The sequence below is a fragment of the Bacillus sp. ISL-34 genome (genome assembly GCF_018613325.1).
In the GTDB taxonomy this organism is placed as follows: domain Bacteria; phylum Bacillota; class Bacilli; order Bacillales; family DSM-1321; genus Peribacillus.
Genome location: NZ_JAGGQJ010000042.1, coordinates 25,529 through 44,137 on the forward strand (window position 1 = coordinate 25,529; position 18,609 = coordinate 44,137).

Here is an 18,609-nt window from a genome sequence, read left to right on the forward strand (position 1 = left end):
AGAAAGAGGTTGAATTTTAATGAAATCATTAAGCAACATTTTTAGTGCTTCCGCATTCAGAAAAATTGTGCCTGTCCTATTTCTTTCATGTGCAACGCTTGTAGGTTGTTCAAACAATAACGTTAATGCTGAATTAACTAAACCCAAAAAACAAGAAACTGCCACTAATCATGATTTTGCTAAGCTTGAAGAAAAATTTGATGCTAAACTTGGTGTCTTTGCGTTGGATACTGGTACAAACCAAACAGTAACCTATCATCCAGATGAGCGTTTTGCTTATGTATCTACTCATAAGGCTCTAGCTGTAGGAGCACTTTTACGACAGAAATCAATAGAAGAACTTAATCAAAGAATTACCTATACACGTGAGGATCTTGTTAATTATAATCCGATTACAGAAAAGCATGTTGATACGGGGATGACTCTTAAGGAGCTTTCTGATGCTTCTCTTCGATACAGTGACAATACTGCTGGAAACCTTATCCTTAAACAACTGGGGGGACCGACTGGATTTAAAAAAGCACTGGAGGAAATTGGAGATAATGTTACCAACCCTGAGCGATTTGAGCCAGATTTAAATGAAGTTAATCCTGGTGAAACTCATGATACGAGTACACCAAGAGCACTTGCTACTAGCCTTCAGGCTTTTACATTGGGAGATGCACTTCCAACTGAGAAACGTGAACTTTTAATAGATTGGATGAAGAGAAATACTACTGGAGATGCGTTAATTCGTGCTGGAGTGCCGAAAGGATGGGTAGTGGCTGATAAGACCGGAGCAGGATCATATGGTACGCGAAATGACATTGCGATCATTTGGCCATCAAAAGGAGACCCTATTGTTCTTGCTGTACTTTCAAGTCGTGATAAAAAAGATGCTGATTATAACGACGACCTTATTGCTGAGGCAACAGAAGAAGTAATTAAGGCCCTTAAAGTCAAAAATAAAAAGAATATGATTGTAATAAAAAAGGCTACTTTAAGTGGCCTTTTTTAGTGGATTAATTCCTATAACGATTGTTATGGTGACCCTTCTTCAACTCCCATGAAAGAAATGCAGCATGGTTGGCTAAGAGTACAAATGGACTTTATAATGACCAAAACTCTCATATAAGAAAGGTGGATTATTATGTATGTTCCAAAATATTTTAAGGTCACGAATGTTGATGAAATTTGGGGGTTTGTTCAAAAAAAACTCTTTTGGCACGATTGTCACAACAGAATAATGGAAACCAATCCCCATTCATTTGCCTTTGGGGTTAAATAAAAACCATCAGATGCAAGAATTAGAGAACGGAACGGAGCTGTCATATCGGCATATTCTTCAAATTGTAAAAGTTTGTATTAAAGTAATGGGTGCGTTAGTTTATTAAAGAGCTGAGGTGGTGATTAGCTCTTTTCTTTTTTAGCTTACGACGCAGGTTTAGTGGGAGTGGAATAAGAACCTGTATTTAAAAGCCATGATTTGCCTACAAAAATACAATGTGTTTTTATAACCAAGCCTTTTTTAGGAGCTCCACGCCAAGCTTGATTTCCTCGCAAGAAAGATTACTGAAACCAAGTTTGATAATTGGTTTATCGGTATTATTTTCAATGAAGTAGAGTGAGGTAGGATACACTTTAACTCCATGAAGGGAAGCACGCTCTAATAGCCATTCTTCTGAACGTTTCAGATGTACTTTGATTAATAAATACAAACCGGACTGCTCACCAATGATGGATATATTTTGATCGAAGTGCTTTTTTAATAATGATACCAAGTGCTGCATTTTTCGTTTATAAACAAGACGCATACGTTTGATATGGCGATTCCATTCTCCTTCTTCCATGAATTTAGCCATTGTGAGTTGGCTAAGAAGTGAAGTGGTACTCTCGAAATGAAGAAATTGATTTTTATAATGGTTTAAGAGTGGCTCTGGCAACACCATATAACTTAGACGAATTCCTGGAAGAAAGGACTTTGAGAAATTCCCTAGATAAATGACTCTTACAGAATCAATGGATGCGAGAGCTGGAAATGGTTGTTGTGTATAGCGGAATTCACTATCATAATCGTCTTCGATAATATACCCATGCATTTTGTTAGCCCAATGAATAAGCGTTTGCCGTTGTTGAATGGACATGCTTACCCCATATGGACTGTGATGGGAAGGTGTTACATAGATTAATCGTGATTTCATTTGTTCCAATTGTGAAAAATCAGCACCAGCCTCATAAACTGGTAAAGTTTCAATCGTAAAACAATGGAATTGAAAAGCTTCCCTAGCGCCATCATATCCAGGGTCTTCTACTGTAATGCCTGGAAAATCATCCTTCAGTATATGCCCAAGATTGATAAGCATTTGTTGGGTACTGCTGCCGATAATAATGGCATTTTCATCTGTTTTCACCCCACGAGATTGGAGTAAGTATGTGGCAATTTGTTCACGTAGGCACAACTCACCAAAGGGTTCGCCATATTGAAAGCTCTCCTGTAACGTTAATACTTGGTTGGAAATCCTCCTCCAAACTTTTAGAGGGAAATGTGCTTGATCTACGGCACCTGCCCGGAAATCAATGAGGGAAGGCGTCACTGACTCTTTTTGCTTTTTATTATGAGGAAATAACTCTTCTTGGGAAAAAAGTGGCTCCAATTCATTTGCAAAATAACCTTTTCTCCCTTCTCCACGAATGTAGCCTTCAGCTACAAGTTGATCATAAGCCATTAATGTCGTATTTCGACTTACTAGAAGGGAATCTGCAAGTTGACGAATGGATGGCAATTGTTCATCAGCAAGTATGTCACCCCGTTCAATAAATAACTTAAACTGCTCGTAAATTTGTTTGTATTTGGGAGAATCATCCTTAAAGGCAAAGATGGTATTTATCATTTACGATCTCCTTTGACATGTATACTTATTTATAATTGTACCTTTTTATATGTCAGTTTGTATAATACCATATTTTACAGATGAGGGTTATTGATTATTCAAGGTAGATTTAATGGCTGGAAAGGAGATTGTTTATGTATATCCCTAAGCAATTTGAAATAAAGGAATTAGCATTAGCCTATGATGTAATACAGGAGAATGGTTTTGCAACATTGTTTTCCATGTATGAAGGCATTCCGTTTGCTACACATTTACCACTGCTGTTGAATAAAGAGAAAAGTTATTTGTATGGTCATTTTGCTCGTCCGAACCCTCAGTGGAAAGATATTGAAAATCAAACAGTTTTAGCCGTTTTTCATGGTCCTCACTGTTATATCTCTTCCTCTTGGTATGAGACGAATCAAGCAGTACCAACATGGAATTATGTGACCGTTCATGTATACGGCGAAGCCGAACTTATTGAGGATGAACAGGAGTTAACGGATTCCTTGCATGACATGGTATTGAAATATGAAGCCCCTGATAGTTCATACAAATTGCAAGATTTAGACGCTGACTTTCTCGCTGGGATGAACAAAGGAATTCAAGGCTTCAAAATAAAGATCAACAAGATAGAGGGGAAAGCGAAGTTAAGTCAAAACCATTCAATACATCGGCAAGAGCTAGTTATTAATCAGCTGGAACAGATCCAAAATACGGATGAGCAAAAAATTTCCTTTTTAATGAAGGCAAACCTAAAAAAATAACGGTGAATGTTACTGCACTAACGGTTGCGTTAGCTGAAATAACTCAACTGGAACTTATTATTCACTTTGTTTTTCCCCGAATTACATGACGGGTTCATGTTACTATCGGTTTTAATCGGAGTATATTTCTTCTTTCTGATCTCATACTAAAGATAAGAAGGAGGGGTATCCATGGCAAAACGAACAAAGAAAAATGATGCAGACCAAAAGAACAAACAAGGATTTGATTCAAGCAAAACTGATTCAGAATTCTCTCGTGAATTTGGCAGTGCAAACGCTAATCAAGCACATAAAAATAAAGCAAAAAAAGAAAAAGCATCTAAAAATCAAGGTGAGTGGAAAGGCATGCATTAATTAATACTTGCCAGACTCGAACATAATAAGTGATGCCTGCACCGAGTACAAAGGGTGGAGGCTTATCATACTTCATACTGTGTACTGAACTTAATGTAAAGGAGCATATTAGATGACTCAATCTAAGCGACAACAAGAACGCGAATGGAAAGATCGTAAACAATCGCAGAATCCACATGGTAAGGTCAGATCATTTGAACAATTAGATGAAGATATGGACAAAAATGAATCTGAAACTAAGTAATACTGTTTAATAATGAACGGCCATCCCAAAGAGTCAGAGCCCCACATAATAGTGAGGTCACTCCTTGGGGTACCCTATCTTTGTCGTTACCTAAAAGGTCATAATTATCGCGAATGAAAATTATGACCTTTTAGGTTTACATATACGCATATAAAGCTGGTTTTTTTTATGGTAATAGTATCGACAATAATTCGTATGTCTTCCCTGATGTAGATACTGTAAAATTCAAAAGACAATGACTACATAAAAATACGAATTATGACAAAGCCTTTAGTAAGGAGTTTTTTGGAAGGGGGGAAAAGATTAGATATATGATTTCGTTACGTGGAGATGCTCATAAAATTTATCTTCAATTAAAAAAAGTCTCATACAAAGACCGATCTTTCAAATGTATGAAGAAACTAATGGAAGTGGAAGAGATTCAAAATTTTTACAGTTCGATTGATAGCGGTACGTTAAAAAAAGTTTATTATTGTATGATAAAAGAGAAAAACGGATCGGGAATCATTCCTATTATAATATCCTCTGGACCTTGGCTTTTTTTTCTGTTTTCAAAACAATTGCAAGATTTCCTTTTTAAAGATGGGAGTTTGCTTTGGGTTGTCTTTATATTAATTTATATTTCCATTCTTTCCATAAGTGTATTTCTTCACTTTCATGAAAAATCATGGTCTTTTGTTCATATTGAAATCATTCAAGAAATTTTACATGAACGAAAAGGGATAAAGGAAAAGGCCTGAAGTGAGAACCTATAACAGAATCCCTCATTGGGGAGTTTTGCGGGAAAAACATATACATTCGCACTGTTTTCAAGTGTATTTTTAGCGCGAAAATATTATAGAAATATGAAACCGAAGCACATTTTATGAATAAGGTATTTTTCTGCATATTCATTCTCGGATGTTTTTTTATACAATCGGGCACGATTCTTTAATAAGAATCGCTTTTCTTATTGACTAACGGGGAAGGGTTACTTTAACAAAAAGTAATGTAAAATATAATAAAAAAGCGTGTAGTAGAGGAGTCGGAAAATAATGGAATGTTTTTGTGAACAAAAAAAACAGATGAGTTAAAAGTTGAAGGTGATGTTGGGGCGGACCCTATATGGTGCAATCAATGTGGTTGTAACTTGGATATAGAAGACATTCCGATTTCAAATAAGTTAATAAGAGAATTGATTGAATGGGTAAATATGTATGGAGAATGGATTGATTGGGATGAAGATAAATTGCTTCCTAATGGGATTGAACTTGAAGAAGAACACAATAAACAAGGATTAAATTTAACAGGAAAAATTAAGAAAGAACTTGAAGGGAAATATAGAATTAAATTTTCACCTTCGACAATGGCAAGAATGTATGCAAAAAAAAATCGTTAACCCTTATTCCACTAACAGGTGCGCTAGCTGAAAATCGGAGCTGTCTTTAAGGCAGCTTTTTCTTTAGGGAACTATCGGGGCAGTTAGTTGAATAAGAACTTTTGGATAATTATAGTAAATGTATGTAAGAATTAGTATCCAAAATTAAGGGGGGATTCTTATGATATATGATAATCTAAATAAAACAATTACCACTAAAAGGCTAGTACTAAGACTTTTTCAAAAATCTGATGCAGTAGCTGTTACTAAACTTTGTAATAATTATAATATTTATAAAAATACATTGTACCTACCTTATCCATACACTATAGAGGATGCTTTATCATGGATTGAGCATCCTCTTAATAATTTTAATGCTAATAAATCATATGAATTTGCTATTCTCTTATAAAAAGTTAATAACTTCTGTGATTTTTCCTCCATTAATACTCCCGTTTGTGGTACAAGAATCTTATTACTTTTTCTGCCGAACACGGATTCTCGGAAGTTGTAACTTTGTCATATTTTTTTAAAAAATTTTCTTAGATTCTCCATATCTCCATTTACTATCACATCAATATGAGCAGAAATGATAGCAATATCTAAATCCCACCATTTAATATCCAGCAATTCGTTAATGATTTCTTCTGAGAAGCGGGTTTTAAGTTTCTTTTCGGGATTTCCTCCAACGATGGTGTAAGGCTCGACATCTTTGGTAATAACGGATTTGGCTGCTACAATTGCACCATCCCCTATTTTTATTCCAGGCATAATGACAGTATCCAATCCTATCCAAACATCATTTCCAATTATGGTATCACCTTTAAACGGCAACTGATCTAACGTTGGCGTATATTTCTCCCAACCGTTTCCGAAAATATTGAATGGGTAGGTTGAAAAACCATCCATTCTATGATTAGCTCCATTCATAATAAACGTTACACCAGGTGCTATGGCACAAAATTTCCCAATGACAAGTCGATCACCGAAGAATTCGTAGTGATATAACACTTGATCTTCAAAAGATTCACCATTTCTTGCATCGTAATATGAGTATTCACCCACAATAATGTTTGGTCTAGTAATTGTATTTTTTATAAATTGCACGACGGAATTTCCCTTAATCGGATATTTATCTTTAGGATTTGGCCCATGTTGCTTATTTGATTCCATGGATATCCACTGCCTTTCAGGATTTTTATAATAAACTTAGCCGACCTATCTTATTGCACTCCTCAGCGAACCAAATGGCACCATCAGGTCCTAATACAATTCCATGTGGCTCCGCATTTTGTGTAGGAATTAGATATTCCGTAATTTCACCTTGCATTGTAATTCGACCAATTTGATTACTTCCCCATTCAGTGAACCATAAAGCACGGTCAGGACCCGTAACTATTGCGTGTGGGCGGGCATTTGCAGTAGGGATGGTATATTCACTTATTGTTCCAGTGGTAGTTATTCTACCGATTTTATTTCCGTTAATTTCCACAAACCAGAGTGCATCGTCCGGTCCACTTGTAATACCTACAGGACCAGCATGTTTTGTTGGCAAAATGTAATTAGTCACTTCTCCGAGCATCGTAATCCGACCAATTTGATTACTCTGATTCTCAGTAAACCAAAGGGCGCCGTCCGGTCCAGCAACAATAAAAGAGGGATAAGAGCCAGGACTCGGTAAATCATACTGAATAATTTTACCTGATGGTAAAATTCTCCCTATTCTATTTCCATTCATTTCGGTAAACCAAATGTCTCCATTGTGTCCTTCAGTTATTCCAAAAGGTGCTGAATTTGGACTCGGGAGAGTATATTCGATGATTTCACCTGTTACTGTCAGTTTACCAATTTTATTCGCCCTATTTTCCGTAAACCATACATCACCCTGAGTTGTGGAGATTATAGTAGCACACCTGCATCGGGTGTAGGAACAACGAAATGAGTGACTTCACCGTTAACAGTCATTCGACCAATTTGATTTGCTTTATGTTGTGTAAACCATAGCGCACCATCTTTTCCGGCAGTTATTCCATAAGGGCCTGAATCTATGTCAAGAAGTTCGTATTCGTCAATTTTTATCCCCACTATATTCCTCCTTCTTTTTGTATGAAATTCTTCTAGTAATTCGTTATAAAATAATTAAAATCCTGTGAAAAAGTTTTTGCACAGCTTATTCTGACAACTTCAGCAAGGGGTGAAGTCTGTCCAAGGCGAGACTTTAATTCATACATAATTTATGTAGAGTAGCTCCATAATTCATAGATGAAAAGGTTATTGAGATTCTATGTTTCTAACAGGTCATATTTGCACCAGAACCCAATTACCTAACAATTTGGGTGAAATGTCCGATATAAAAGTTTTTTTTCACATATTTAATAAAGAACAATATTCAACATTAGAAAATTATGCTTGTATATGGATACAACATGATATTAGAACATAATGAATCTGTCGTGACCGTACCCTTATTTTGGCGGAAAATACTTTTATATATATCACAGGAGGGGTTTTCATGGAGAAAGCAATAATTGTGCCTTGGGAAGAAGATGAACTTACTCATGAGTTTTTTGTTCCTGAATATATTGAAAAAATGTCACTAGAAGTTCTTGAACATTACGGTTTCTCCGTTCAGAACATTCAAGTTGTTACAACAAAACCAGATAAAGGCGGCTCTATATGGAAAATGGAAACAAGTTCAGGGCCAAAGAGTTTAAAGCTTTTACACAGAAGACCAAAGAAGTATGTTTAGCTTAGGAGCTCAAGAATATTTAGTTAATGTTAAGGAAGCGTGAAAACCAAAGAGGAAATGATTATGTTGAGGCAGGAGGGAAGTTATGGTTCGTCGCTGAGTGGATCGAATCATTGGCACCTGTAACAAAAGATTTGGAAAGAGCCAAACACCTTTGTAATGCTCTCGGCGAATTCCGCCTTTTAAGCAAAGGTTATGTTCCGCCTCAACAAGCTGAAGTTGCATCCAGATTATATAAATGGCCAGCGACTTATCAAAAAGTCATTAATAAAATGGATTGGTTTCGAAACATTGCTAATGCATATGAAGAAATGCCTGCAAGCTCCCATTTGCTGAATGTTTTAGAACAATTCGAAGAACAAGCAAAAAGAAGCTTAGAAAAATTAAATGAATCAAGCTATCTAGAGTTAGCACAACAAGGAAATGAATATTGGGGATTAGTGCACCCGAGATTATGGCTGGTCAAATGGGAGCTAAAAAAAGAGAATGGGCTTGTAGTAGAGAATCCAGAAGATCCTGGATGTTTTACAGAGAAGATTACAGAAATTCTATCAAACAGATTACTAATGAAAAAAATGGGCGAACGAGGCTTAGAACTTGCCCTTACCTTATATGAATGGGATCGAGTAGGATCTGAAATACTTGAAGTTTGGAAAAAATAACTGTATAACCAATCAAGAGTATATGAGAATTGCGCTTACTAAAATACTTGTCACTGGTGCTGCAGGGGGAGAAGTTCAGGAATGATTTTCCGAATTTCCGGAGGGTTATATCGATCTCTTTTCAAATGAAACAAGTCGAAAAGCCATCAGGCTTTGCCCTAAAATTGAATAAAAAAAGCACCTTGCTTACCTATTAAATAGGCTGTTGCAAGGTGCTTGTATTATTTGTTTGAAAATTCCCTGAATAAGGTTATAATTAAAAGTGTTGGAGAACCTAGCCAACTAGACACCCTTAGAGAATTGCCTTGTCCGCTACTTTCTAAGGGTGGATATTAATATTCTGGCTCATACTTGGTTGAATTTCGGGTATGGAATGATGGTGTGTAATAGATGGATTTGTTTTTCCATTCAGGATGGCATTTAACACAACCAGTGTTATTGTACCCATCACCACTCCGTTTCCACATATTAATTGGACTGTTTCCGGGAATTTATCGAATGCTTCCGGGACCCCCTTGATTGCCAGACCGACTCCTATTCCAAGTGCAATCGTCAATTGATTGGAAGGTTTGCTTAAATCCGCTTTGGCTACCATCCCCAAAGCTGCAGATAGAAGCATGCCAAACATTGGTATCATGGCCCCGCCCAGAACGGGTAAAGGGATCATCGTCGTAAGACCGGCAACCTTAGGCACAAAAGCTAGAAAGATTAGGATACAACCTGCCGTGACTACTACCGAGCGCTGAGTTACCTTTGTCAGCAAGACCAAGCCAACATTTTGTGAGAAGGTAGAATGGTTAAAAGAGTTGAAGATACCGCTTATGAAGCTCCCTATTCCTTCTGCACGGAGGCCCTTTTCCACATCTTTTTCGGTTATTTCCTTCCCGCATACTTCCCCGAGTGTCAAAAAGACGCCTATACTTTCCACAGCTATGATTAAAGATATGATTGTCATAGTGATAATAGATGAAAAGTCGAAGGTAGGTACCCCAAAATAAAAAGGAGTCACCATTGTAAACCAGCTGGCCTCTAAAAAGCCAGAGGTATCGACCATACCTAAACAACCAGCCAATATAGTGCCAAGAACCATGGCGAAAAGAACTGAAACCGCTTTCAAGAAACCTTTAGTAAGTGTATTCAATAAAAGAAAACTCACTAGTGTAAAACAAGCTAGCATTAGATTCATAGGATCTCCAAAGGTGGGGGAACCGACTCCACCCGCTGCATTTTTCATGGCAACTGGCATTAATGACACGCCTATAATTAATATGACGGACCCTGCAACAATTGGTGGGAAATAGGGTATTAATTTACCAATTACTCCTGATAAAATGGCAACAATTATTCCGGATACCATAACTGCGCCTAAAACCCCGGTTATACTATGGACCGATCCTATGGCTATTACTGGCTCAACCACGATAAAAGAAACAGCCATTAAAGCAGGTAATCTTATACCAAATCCTTTACCGCCAATAACTTGAAGCAAGGTGACTATCCCACAGGCGAGTAAATCAAACGAGATCAGGTATATGATCTGTTCTTGTGTCAAGCCGATTGCAGGACCGACGATTAGTGGAACAGCTACCGCTCCTCCATACATTACACAAACATGCTGTAAACCTAACAATAACGTGTTTACTTTGCTCAATTTTTCCATGTTTGCCCCCTTTTAATTAGTCACGACTTTCCAATTATATGAATGTAACGAAATCGCCTCCTTGTGATTTTGTAAATACTTCCTTATGGATGGCTGTATTGTTGCTTATTAAGAAACGCTATTTACAAAATCGGTGTATTTTTATATTATCACCGCCATAATGCTAAATCAAGACTATTTTTTGGAAAAATATGAATATTCATTCAAGTTCATTCTGTATATAATTAAGAAGAATAGGGGGAGAAATATGTATTTAACGATCGAAAAAGCTTTGAAACTTCCTGCCCTAAACCAAGTGGAAGTTATTGGAGGAAGTCAAGGGTTAACTCGGGTAATTAATTCAGTAAGTATAATGGATCATCCGGATATATCATGGATTAAACGAGGGGAACTCCTACTGACAACTGGTTATGTGTTTAAGGATGACCTGAATGCTCAAATCAATCTTGTTAGGGAATTGTCGAAAAGAGGAAGTGCTGGATTAGCTATCAAGATTAAGCGGTTTCTTTCTACGATTCCTCCTGGAATGGTGGAAGAAGCGAACAAGTACAATTTCCCATTGCTGGAGATTCCTTATGAAATGCCTTTATCCGACTTATTATTCAGCTTTACATATGAACTTGTTAATAAGGAGAAAGTGAAAAACAATGGAAAAGGAAGTGTTGAAGTTTTTCATTCTCTTTTGAATGGGGAAAATAGGAGTTCATCTTTTATCCCCCAATTACAGGAATTTGGCTTTAATCCCGATAGGCCATATATTCTGCTCTTAATAAACGGAACGAAAGAAGAAGGGGATTCATTCTTTCCAATTGGCAGAATGTTGGAGAAATTAAACCAAACGGAAAGGGAAGATTTTAAGTATTGGAATATCGACTTCGATGGTCAATTGATTATCCTGCAAGGAAAAGGAATGGTGACTGATGAACACCTGCTTATGCAGGCTCAAAGAATTGCCATCCTTTTCGAAGGTCTTATATCCAAAGATAATCCTGGCACTTCACTATCGATGGGGTTAAGCAAGGTGAAAAAAGAAATCTACAATATGAAAGAAGGGTTTATTGAAGCTAAAAAGGCCATTCAACTTGGCTCGAGGGTCAACCCGACTAATATCAATGATTACGCAAGCGTTGAAGTTGAAGATCTAATAAATCAAATCCCTAAGGATGCCATAACTCAATACGTGCTATCCATGATTCAGCCGATTATTGTATATGATAGGGAAAATGAGGGGGAGTTGTTAAAAACGCTGGAAACATATCTATTTTCAAGAGGGAGAATAGAAGACGCGGCACGGGCTTTGTTTGTTCATCGAAATACTGTAAAGTTCCGTTTGTCTAGAATTGAAGACTTATTAGGAGTTGATTTAAAATCGAGGGATATTGCTTTTAAATTGCAGTTTAGTATAAAAGCTGCGAAGTTATTATTACATGACTAGGTAAAGGAAGCATGATTTGAAGGAATCGGGAATCAAGTGTTACTGCACATGAAAAACTGCCAGGGAATGTAGTATCCCGGGCAGTTTTTCATGTGTATGGGCCATTTCTTATCGATTATCCAGCAGACGTTTGGCATATAGGGCAAGTTTTAAAGTGAATAGATCATCATTGCTTAATTCCATTCCTAATAGTTTTTTTATGCTTTTAATTCGAAAATGGATAGTGTTTCGGTGTACCCCCATTTTTCTGGCCGTTTCAGCAGGTCGAAGATTGCATTGCAAATAGGCCTCCAAGGTTTTGATCAGATCAGACTGGGTTTCATCGTCATGCTCCTTCAGCGGTGCTAAATTACCTGTAACAATATCCATGAGCACATTTTTTGGAGTATACTGCAAAATTTTAAATGTTATTAATTCTTTATAGCTGTAAACTTCCTTTCCTGGGTTCAATCGTTTTCCCAAATCAATAGATTGTAAAGCTTCCTGTAGGCTATTGGCCAGGTTATTAATACCTGTATGATAGTTACCAACTCCCAGCGTAAGTTCCATTGGCAGGTGTTTAGATAAAGTAGAGATAATTTGTTGGCTTATCTGGGTGACTTGTGAATAAAATCGGGTGTTCCCTAGGGGGATGGTATCCAGATAAATGATAACTAGACTGCCCTTGATATTCCTTATGAGCTTATCGATTTTATATTGTTCGGTTAATGTTTCAATTGTCTTGATAAGCTGTTTATAAGTAATGGAATCATTCTTTTGATTCCATTGCAGCGTTAAAGGTAAAACCGTACATATGAATCCCCCAGTAATTTGATGGAAGCTGGATTTGTCCTCCGTCATTCCTAAAATCCCGTAACTTAAATTTTCGGCACCAACTACGGAAATATCTTCCATACTATAACTTTGCTCTTTTTGTTCATTCTGTCTCGTTACAATTTCACGAAGCAGGGGAGACATGATATCTGATAGCGAAAACTCAGGGGGGATTTTGAGAATAGGCAAATTGGCCATATTGGCAATGCTGATGGTGGTTTGCGGAATTTCTTCCAGTTTGATGAACAATCCTGAACAATTCATTTTTGCCAATTCGATTACGAATTGGTCTAATTGTTGCGGATTATCTTGAAATAAGTATCCTGTTGTTAGAATCAATTCATTTGGCTTCAACCAGGAAAGCACATCAGGAGCATCAAAGCTATTGATGGATTCTATTTCTCTATTAAGTCCCTGAATGCCAGCTGCCACTTGGCATTGTTTGATCTGTGGTAATTTTAATGCATCAGTCATCGTTAAATGCATGTTAGGTCCCCTTCGCTGTGCCTTTTTTCTCTAATTTAACTAATTTTTTGAATATTGGCAACTAAAGCTAAGCTATTAGGATAGCCTGTTCTTTAAAAGGTGAGTGCGGTAAGCACAAAGGGGTTGGAAAAATATTAGCTTTTTCAGCTAATGACCTATAAATAAACGCACGTATATAATTCAATTAAGTTAAGAATGTTTTGAATTATAAAAATAATTGGAAGAAGGGAGGGCCCGTATTGATATCTGACCTTAATAGCATTAATGAGTTGAACAAGGTGGAATTCATCCAAAAGTTAGGTTGGGTATATGAACATTCTCCATGGATAGCAGAGCGTTCATGGGAGTACAAGCCATTCATTTCCTTAGAGGACCTAAAACAGAAAATGGAAATAGTTGTGCAGAATGCCTCATTATCGGAACAGCTCCAATTAATCAAGTCTCACCCGGACCTAGCAGCCCGGATTGATATGGCTGAAGCATCAGTTAAAGAACAATCCGCAGCCGGTTTGAATTCGCTTTCTCCGGATGAATATGAAGAATTTCATGCGTTAAATAATCAGTATAAAGAAAAGTTTGGATTTCCGTTCATATTTGCTGTCCGTGGCAGCGATAAAACGGTGATAAAGGCAGAGATGAAAAGAAGGATTGGTTTGGATCAGGCAAATGAACTTAAGGAAGCGATCAAGCAAATCCACTTAATTGCCAGACACAGGCTATCTGATTTTATTAACTAGGAGGAGGAATAATATGACAATTCAAAATGAAAATAGAACGATGTATTACGGCAAAGGGGATGTATTTGTATACAGGACTTTTGTACAGCCTCTTACAGGTTTGAGGAAAATACCGGAATCAAGTTTCACAGAAAGAGATAATACTATTTTTGGATTTAATTGCCAGATTTCTCTGAAAGGGGAAGCTTTTTTATCTTCTTTTACGGAAGGAGATAATAGCTTGGTGGTTGCAACGGATTCCATGAAAAACATCATTCATCGCCAGGCGGCCAATTATCAAGGAAATACGGCGGAAGGATTTTTAAAGTTCATATGTGAAGTTTTCCTTGATAAGTATAGCCACATAGATGCAGTGGAACTGACAGCAACTGAAGTTCCCTTCGATCATGTACTCGTTCCAAAAGGGGAAGGACATGAAAATAGTGATGTTGTCTATCGATGTTCCAGAAATGAAAGGGCTACCACTACAATCGAAGTCAAAAGGACACCTACCGGAAGCAAAATCGTTAAGCATTCAAGTGGAATAGTTGATGTCCATTTAATCAAGGTTAAAGGAAGCTCTTTTTATGGATTTATTCAAGATGAATACACCACACTGCCAGAAGCTCAGGATCGTCCACTATTTATCTACTTGGATTTCGATTGGGAATATAGCCGCTGGGAGGATTGCACTGGAGCGAATCCAGAAAAATATGTAGCGGCAGAACAAATTTGTGATATTGCAAACACAGTGTTCCATGAACTGAATAACCGTTCGATTCAGCAGCTCATTTATCATATTGGTATTAGGATTCTGGAACGTTTCCCTCAGCTGGCGAATGTTCAATTTAAAACCAATAATCGTACCTGGGAAACCGTTGTAGAAACCATTCCAAATTCAGAAGGAAGTGTTTATCAGGAACCACGTCCTCCGTTTGGCTTCCAAGGCTTTGTCGTTACACAAGAAGACGTTAAACAAAAAAAGGCAGCTGATTCAACGGTAGGGGCTTCCCGATAATGGACAGTAAGCTGACCACACATGTTTTGGACCTGTCTAAAGGTCTGCCGGCAAAAGGAATGAAGATAGAACTTTGGGCCATAGCAGAACAGGGAGACCATTCTTTCATTAAAGAGGTCTGTACAAACAAAGATGGGAGAGTGGATGATCCGCTACTTCAAGGGGATGATCTCAAACCAGGGGAGTATGAGCTTGTCTTTTATGTTGGGGAATATTTCAATGATGGAGCGAATGATCCAAATATAAGAACATTTTTAAATAAGGTCCCACTTCGTTTTGGAATAAGAAGTAATGAAGAACATTATCATGTTCCTCTGCTTGTTGCTCCGGGAGGATATAGCACCTACCGAGGAAGCTAATAAATCAGTAAGAGAGTTGGAGGGTTCAATTTGGCACATGAACGTACTGGTGCAGTGACTTTAGGCGGTAATCCAGTGACCTTGATTGGTCCTGAACTAAGAGTAGGGGATAAGGCCCCTGACTTCGCACTATTAACAAATGACCGCCGTAAAGCACATTTAACAGACTATAAAAATAAGACATGCATCATCACGACTGTTCCTTCGCTTGATACTGGTGTATGTGATTTACAAACAAAGCTCTTAAATGAAGAAGCAAGCAAAATGGGTGATGATGTAGCAGTGTTGGCTATCAGCGCAGACCTTCCCTTTGCTCAAGCAAGATGGTGTAAAGAAAGTAATGTGGAAGCTATAACCATTCTCTCCGATCACTTTGATTTGTCTTTTGGTACTGCATATGGAACGTATATGAAAGAACAACGACTGGAATGCAGGGCAGTATTTGTAATAAATCAAGAAGGAACCATTAAGTATGTGGAATATGTACCGGAAGTCACGGATCACCCAGATTATGAATCCGCATTGCAGGTAGCGAAGGAAGTGATAAATAAAGCTGGTGCAGCTAAATAAATATTTTCCCTCACGAAGGATATTAAAATTATATTCTATTATCCGTAAGACCGTCCGATTTACAAAAGCTGGACGGTCTTTTGTGGATACTGAATTAAATTAGTAGTTTTCCAGTTACTTCATTAACAAAAGGAGATAAGTATTTAATGTCAAAATAAAATTAAATGAACTAAAATTAAACATTAATTCCTGTTATTTGAAGGGTAATCATGCTATAATGAAAGTCCAATAGCTTTATATAAGATGGAAGCGCTTCCTTATCCGAGGAAGCGCCCTTTTTATGTTTTTCACTTACTAATTAACAGAGCAACGCTAGAAAACCTGAAATAGAAATAAGTATAACCGTAAACTCCTGTTTAACGTTCAAAATCCGTCATCTCTGCCCCTTCCACTTCAATTTCTTGATGATACAACAAACAGCCCCTGCAATGGAGTATTTTGTGATAAATGTGGGTGATATATTCTACATCAGCGAATGGGTAAAATCTGCCGAGGAAGATTAGTTGAACAAGCCAATCAATGTCTATGCTACAATTTACAAGTATAGCCATTAATTTACGTTGATGTTTGGGAGATCATTATGAGGAAAATAAAAATAGCTTTACTGCACCTATTGCCTATCGCTGGTGATGTGGAGCATAACCAAAAACTAATTGAACAAGCCATTCATATAGCATCAAATAATGATGCCGAATGGATTATAACACCCGAACTATGTATCAGCGGACTTCAATTCAATCATGAGATTGGGACTGGATGGATTAACAGGCAACCTGATGTTTGGATGAATAATTTGAGCCGTAAACTAAAGAATTTGAAAAGCACTGTATTTTTGGGGTGCCCTGAAAAAGGCAGTGACGGAGAGTTGTATAATTCTGTGTTTGTCATAGATAAAAAAGGTCATTTAATAGGTAAACAGAGAAAAATCAGTGTTCTTGATGATTGGTCAGCTTCAGGGGAAGTATTAGAGCCAATAAAAACAGACAATGTTGAGGTTGGCATTATGATTTGTGCAGACGCATATAACAAAGATATTGCTTGCACCTTATCTGAAAAAGGAGCAGAAATATTACTTGCACCGTCTTCCTGGGGTCCCGGATTACATGGTCCGGAGGGAGAATGGGAACAAAGGTCACTAGAAACAGGGCTGCCCGTAATAGTCTGTAATCGTACTGGCGAAGACGAAACTGTCCGCTTTTGGGATGCAGAAAGCATGATCATAAAAAATGGTGTACCCCTCCTGACTCATAAATCAAAACAATCAGCCATACTTACCTTTGAATGGGATTTACAAAGCATGGAATTACTATCCCCTCATTTCGACATCGATTACATATAATGAGAACATACACCAACTCTTGTTGAAAGAAAGGGTGCGCTAGATGAAGAAACGGAGCTGTCATTAAGGCAGTTTTTTCTTATTGCTAGGGGCAGGTTAGTCCAACAGTGCCGTTTGAACTTTGTTCAACAATTGGGACATTTTCTTGTATAAGAGAAGGGTTTATTCGTAGGTAAATCGAAGTTAATCAAAAGAATAAATGTTCAAATCACTTTTGATGAAATATTCACCTCCACTGACATACTGTTGTCAGCATTAGACGTTTACAATTTGAAACAGCAACTAGGAAATTACCCGGTGACCCTAAATATTGAAGACTTACTCAACATTGAGGAGGAAATCGATTATGAGTGACACAAAGACATTAAGAGGACTCACCACCGTCAGTTTTTGGGCGGCTGATCTAGTGGCGGCAAAGAAGTGGTACGCAGAGCTGCTGGGTATCGACCCATACTTCGAACGCCCGGGATATGCCGAGTTTCGCCTCGGGGACTACCAGCACGAGCTGGGCCTAATCGATAGCCGCTACGCCCCCGGTGGATCCTCGACCGGCGCGGCCGGTGGTGCCGTCGTGTACTGGCACGTCGACGATGTGACAGCAACTTTCGAGAAGCTGCTGTCTATGGGAGCGAAAGAACACGAGGCACCTACAGTTCGCGGTCAGGGGTTCATTACTGCCTCCGTGGTTGATCCCTTTGGGAACATCCTAGGCATTATGTACAATCAGCACTATTTGGAGGTTCTGGATTCGAACAGAAAAGCGTGATCCGCGCTGCCGGCATTCAAAGCATGTCCAGTTTGTACTACTCGCATCACTAGTTTGTTTATACAATTTATAGAATCGTTTACTGATCGGAGCTGTCTTTAAGGCAGCTTTTTTGTATGAAAACACAATAGTAAAAAAGCCATGTTAAAATAAACCCTCCATATTCTCATTTTTTTGATGGGCTTAAATGTACTATTTCGTTATTTAACTGGTTATGCAGTTTGTTGTTTAGATGGAGCGATTGTATAGCCTTTCTTTTTTAGGTATTCGATCATTTTTAATTCTTTGTTATTTTGTTTTTCTTCTAGGTAATTTGAGCCTAGTTCATGATAGGGTTCTCCTGTTTTTAAGATGTTGTAAGCAATCGTCAATAGTAAATGAGCAGAAGCAATTCGTCCTTTCATTTTTCCCTGCCGTTTGGTAATCCTTTTTCGATGTGAAGCAATTCGATTATTTTGCCTAGAT

At 37.8% G+C, this 18,609-nt stretch carries 17 protein-coding genes and 5 pseudogenes; 16 read left to right on the plus strand and 6 right to left on the minus strand.

What is annotated here, in order from left to right:
- Positions 1 to 19 precede the first annotated feature (19 nt).
- Both bla and J7E52_RS25365 read left to right on the plus strand, forming a co-directional pair.
- The gene (gene bla, locus J7E52_RS25360; protein WP_214751153.1) at positions 20 to 997 is read left to right on the plus strand and encodes a class A beta-lactamase; all 978 of its coding nucleotides are present in this window, start codon (positions 20 to 22) and stop codon (positions 995 to 997) included.
- Positions 998 to 1,129: 132 nt separating this feature from the next.
- Positions 1,130 to 1,223: pseudogene (locus J7E52_RS25365) on the plus strand (FMN-binding negative transcriptional regulator); the annotation flags it as partial.
- Between the two features lie 267 nt (positions 1,224 to 1,490).
- On the opposite strand, the gene pdxR reads toward J7E52_RS25365, so the two are convergent.
- Positions 1,491 to 2,870: a MocR-like pyridoxine biosynthesis transcription factor PdxR gene (gene pdxR / locus J7E52_RS25370; RefSeq protein WP_214751155.1), complete on the minus strand. Its 1,380-nt coding sequence runs from the start codon at positions 2,868 to 2,870 to the stop codon at positions 1,491 to 1,493.
- 134 nt (positions 2,871 to 3,004) lie between these two features.
- On the opposite strand from pdxR, the gene J7E52_RS25375 reads away from it, so the two are divergent.
- The 5 genes from J7E52_RS25375 (at position 3,005) to J7E52_RS25390 (ending at position 5,983) form a co-directional block, all read left to right on the plus strand.
- A complete protein-coding gene (locus J7E52_RS25375; protein WP_214751157.1) occupies positions 3,005 to 3,616 on the plus strand; it encodes an FMN-binding negative transcriptional regulator in 612 nt (203 codons plus the stop codon).
- A 171-nt stretch (positions 3,617 to 3,787) separates the two neighbouring features.
- The gene (locus J7E52_RS25380; RefSeq protein WP_214751159.1) at positions 3,788 to 3,970 is read left to right on the plus strand and encodes a hypothetical protein; all 183 of its coding nucleotides are present in this window, start codon (positions 3,788 to 3,790) and stop codon (positions 3,968 to 3,970) included.
- A gap of 112 nt (positions 3,971 to 4,082) precedes the next feature.
- Positions 4,083 to 4,214 carry a DUF6254 family protein gene (locus J7E52_RS27195; RefSeq protein WP_286198076.1) on the plus strand — a complete coding sequence of 44 codons (132 nt, stop codon included), beginning with the start codon at positions 4,083 to 4,085 and terminating at the stop codon, positions 4,212 to 4,214.
- Between the two features lie 1,129 nt (positions 4,215 to 5,343).
- Positions 5,344 to 5,592 (plus strand): hypothetical protein, encoded by a 249-nt coding sequence (locus tag J7E52_RS25385; protein WP_309476940.1) that lies wholly within the window; start codon positions 5,344 to 5,346, stop codon positions 5,590 to 5,592.
- A 160-nt stretch (positions 5,593 to 5,752) separates the two neighbouring features.
- A complete protein-coding gene (locus J7E52_RS25390) occupies positions 5,753 to 5,983 on the plus strand; it encodes a GNAT family N-acetyltransferase (RefSeq protein ID WP_396020319.1) in 231 nt (76 codons plus the stop codon).
- A gap of 107 nt (positions 5,984 to 6,090) precedes the next feature.
- Here J7E52_RS25390 and J7E52_RS25395 read toward each other — a convergent pair whose 3' ends face one another.
- Together J7E52_RS25395 and J7E52_RS25400 are read right to left on the minus strand one after the other, a co-directional pair.
- Positions 6,091 to 6,744 (minus strand): Vat family streptogramin A O-acetyltransferase, encoded by a 654-nt coding sequence (locus J7E52_RS25395; RefSeq protein WP_214751161.1) that lies wholly within the window; start codon positions 6,742 to 6,744, stop codon positions 6,091 to 6,093.
- A 25-nt stretch (positions 6,745 to 6,769) separates the two neighbouring features.
- Positions 6,770 to 7,656, minus strand: a pseudogene (locus J7E52_RS25400) (Vgb family protein).
- A 427-nt stretch (positions 7,657 to 8,083) separates the two neighbouring features.
- On the opposite strand from J7E52_RS25400, the pseudogene J7E52_RS25405 reads away from it, so the two are divergent.
- Positions 8,084 to 8,791: pseudogene (locus J7E52_RS25405) on the plus strand (protein kinase family protein); the annotation flags it as partial.
- Between the two features lie 11 nt (positions 8,792 to 8,802).
- Positions 8,803 to 8,979 (plus strand): annotated as a pseudogene (locus J7E52_RS27550) (glycosyltransferase); the annotation flags it as partial.
- 322 nt (positions 8,980 to 9,301) lie between these two features.
- On the opposite strand, the gene J7E52_RS25410 reads toward J7E52_RS27550, so the two are convergent.
- Positions 9,302 to 10,642, minus strand: coding sequence for a nucleobase:cation symporter-2 family protein (locus J7E52_RS25410; protein ID WP_214751163.1), 1,341 nt, complete (start codon positions 10,640 to 10,642; stop codon positions 9,302 to 9,304).
- Positions 10,643 to 10,889: 247 nt separating this feature from the next.
- Between J7E52_RS25410 and J7E52_RS25415 the strand changes: the two genes are divergently transcribed.
- Positions 10,890 to 12,077, plus strand: coding sequence for a PucR family transcriptional regulator (locus J7E52_RS25415; protein ID WP_214751165.1), 1,188 nt, complete (start codon positions 10,890 to 10,892; stop codon positions 12,075 to 12,077).
- A gap of 108 nt (positions 12,078 to 12,185) precedes the next feature.
- Here the strand turns inward: J7E52_RS25415 and J7E52_RS25420 are convergent, their stop codons facing one another.
- Positions 12,186 to 13,376 carry a PucR family transcriptional regulator gene (locus tag J7E52_RS25420; protein ID WP_214751167.1) on the minus strand — a complete coding sequence of 397 codons (1,191 nt, stop codon included), beginning with the start codon at positions 13,374 to 13,376 and terminating at the stop codon, positions 12,186 to 12,188.
- Between the two features lie 239 nt (positions 13,377 to 13,615).
- Here J7E52_RS25420 and uraD point away from each other — a divergent pair, with 239 nt between their 5' ends.
- From uraD to J7E52_RS25450, 6 genes are all read left to right on the plus strand, one after another.
- Positions 13,616 to 14,113 (plus strand): 2-oxo-4-hydroxy-4-carboxy-5-ureidoimidazoline decarboxylase, encoded by a 498-nt coding sequence (gene uraD / locus J7E52_RS25425; RefSeq protein WP_214751169.1) that lies wholly within the window; start codon positions 13,616 to 13,618, stop codon positions 14,111 to 14,113.
- A 13-nt stretch (positions 14,114 to 14,126) separates the two neighbouring features.
- Positions 14,127 to 15,110 (plus strand): factor-independent urate hydroxylase, encoded by a 984-nt coding sequence (pucL, locus tag J7E52_RS25430; RefSeq protein WP_214751171.1) that lies wholly within the window; start codon positions 14,127 to 14,129, stop codon positions 15,108 to 15,110.
- Entirely contained in the window at positions 15,110 to 15,469 is a 360-nt protein-coding gene (gene uraH, locus J7E52_RS25435) for a hydroxyisourate hydrolase (protein WP_214751173.1), read from the plus strand. The genes pucL and uraH overlap by 1 nt, the downstream gene beginning before the upstream one ends.
- Positions 15,470 to 15,499: 30 nt before the next feature.
- On the plus strand, positions 15,500 to 16,039 hold the full coding sequence (gene tpx / locus J7E52_RS25440) for a thiol peroxidase (protein WP_214751175.1): 540 nt from the start codon (positions 15,500 to 15,502) through the stop codon (positions 16,037 to 16,039).
- 580 nt (positions 16,040 to 16,619) lie between these two features.
- Positions 16,620 to 17,378 carry a carbon-nitrogen hydrolase family protein gene (locus J7E52_RS25445; protein ID WP_214751177.1) on the plus strand — a complete coding sequence of 253 codons (759 nt, stop codon included), beginning with the start codon at positions 16,620 to 16,622 and terminating at the stop codon, positions 17,376 to 17,378.
- 346 nt (positions 17,379 to 17,724) lie between these two features.
- The gene (locus tag J7E52_RS25450; protein WP_214751180.1) at positions 17,725 to 18,144 is read left to right on the plus strand and encodes a VOC family protein; all 420 of its coding nucleotides are present in this window, start codon (positions 17,725 to 17,727) and stop codon (positions 18,142 to 18,144) included.
- A 212-nt stretch (positions 18,145 to 18,356) separates the two neighbouring features.
- Here the strand turns inward: J7E52_RS25450 and J7E52_RS25455 are convergent.
- Positions 18,357 to 18,609 (minus strand): annotated as a pseudogene (locus J7E52_RS25455) (hypothetical protein); the annotation flags it as partial.

Coding starts and splice junctions, on each gene's coding strand:
- bla (WP_214751153.1), top strand. CDS start 20: ATGAAATCATTAAGCAACATTTTTAGTGCTTCCGCATTCAGAAAAATT.
- pdxR (WP_214751155.1), bottom strand. CDS start 2,870: ATGATAAATACCATCTTTGCCTTTAAGGATGATTCTCCCAAATACAAA.
- J7E52_RS25375 (WP_214751157.1), top strand. CDS start 3,005: ATGTATATCCCTAAGCAATTTGAAATAAAGGAATTAGCATTAGCCTAT.
- J7E52_RS25380 (WP_214751159.1), top strand. CDS start 3,788: ATGGCAAAACGAACAAAGAAAAATGATGCAGACCAAAAGAACAAACAA.
- J7E52_RS27195 (WP_286198076.1), top strand. CDS start 4,083: ATGACTCAATCTAAGCGACAACAAGAACGCGAATGGAAAGATCGTAAA.
- J7E52_RS25390 (WP_396020319.1), top strand. CDS start 5,753: ATGATATATGATAATCTAAATAAAACAATTACCACTAAAAGGCTAGTA.
- J7E52_RS25395 (WP_214751161.1), bottom strand. CDS start 6,744: ATGGAATCAAATAAGCAACATGGGCCAAATCCTAAAGATAAATATCCG.
- J7E52_RS25410 (WP_214751163.1), bottom strand. CDS start 10,642: ATGGAAAAATTGAGCAAAGTAAACACGTTATTGTTAGGTTTACAGCAT.
- J7E52_RS25415 (WP_214751165.1), top strand. CDS start 10,890: ATGTATTTAACGATCGAAAAAGCTTTGAAACTTCCTGCCCTAAACCAA.
- J7E52_RS25420 (WP_214751167.1), bottom strand. CDS start 13,376: ATGCATTTAACGATGACTGATGCATTAAAATTACCACAGATCAAACAA.
- pucL (WP_214751171.1), top strand. CDS start 14,127: ATGACAATTCAAAATGAAAATAGAACGATGTATTACGGCAAAGGGGAT.
- uraH (WP_214751173.1), top strand. CDS start 15,110: ATGGACAGTAAGCTGACCACACATGTTTTGGACCTGTCTAAAGGTCTG.
- J7E52_RS25445 (WP_214751177.1), top strand. CDS start 16,620: ATGAGGAAAATAAAAATAGCTTTACTGCACCTATTGCCTATCGCTGGT.
- J7E52_RS25450 (WP_214751180.1), top strand. CDS start 17,725: ATGAGTGACACAAAGACATTAAGAGGACTCACCACCGTCAGTTTTTGG.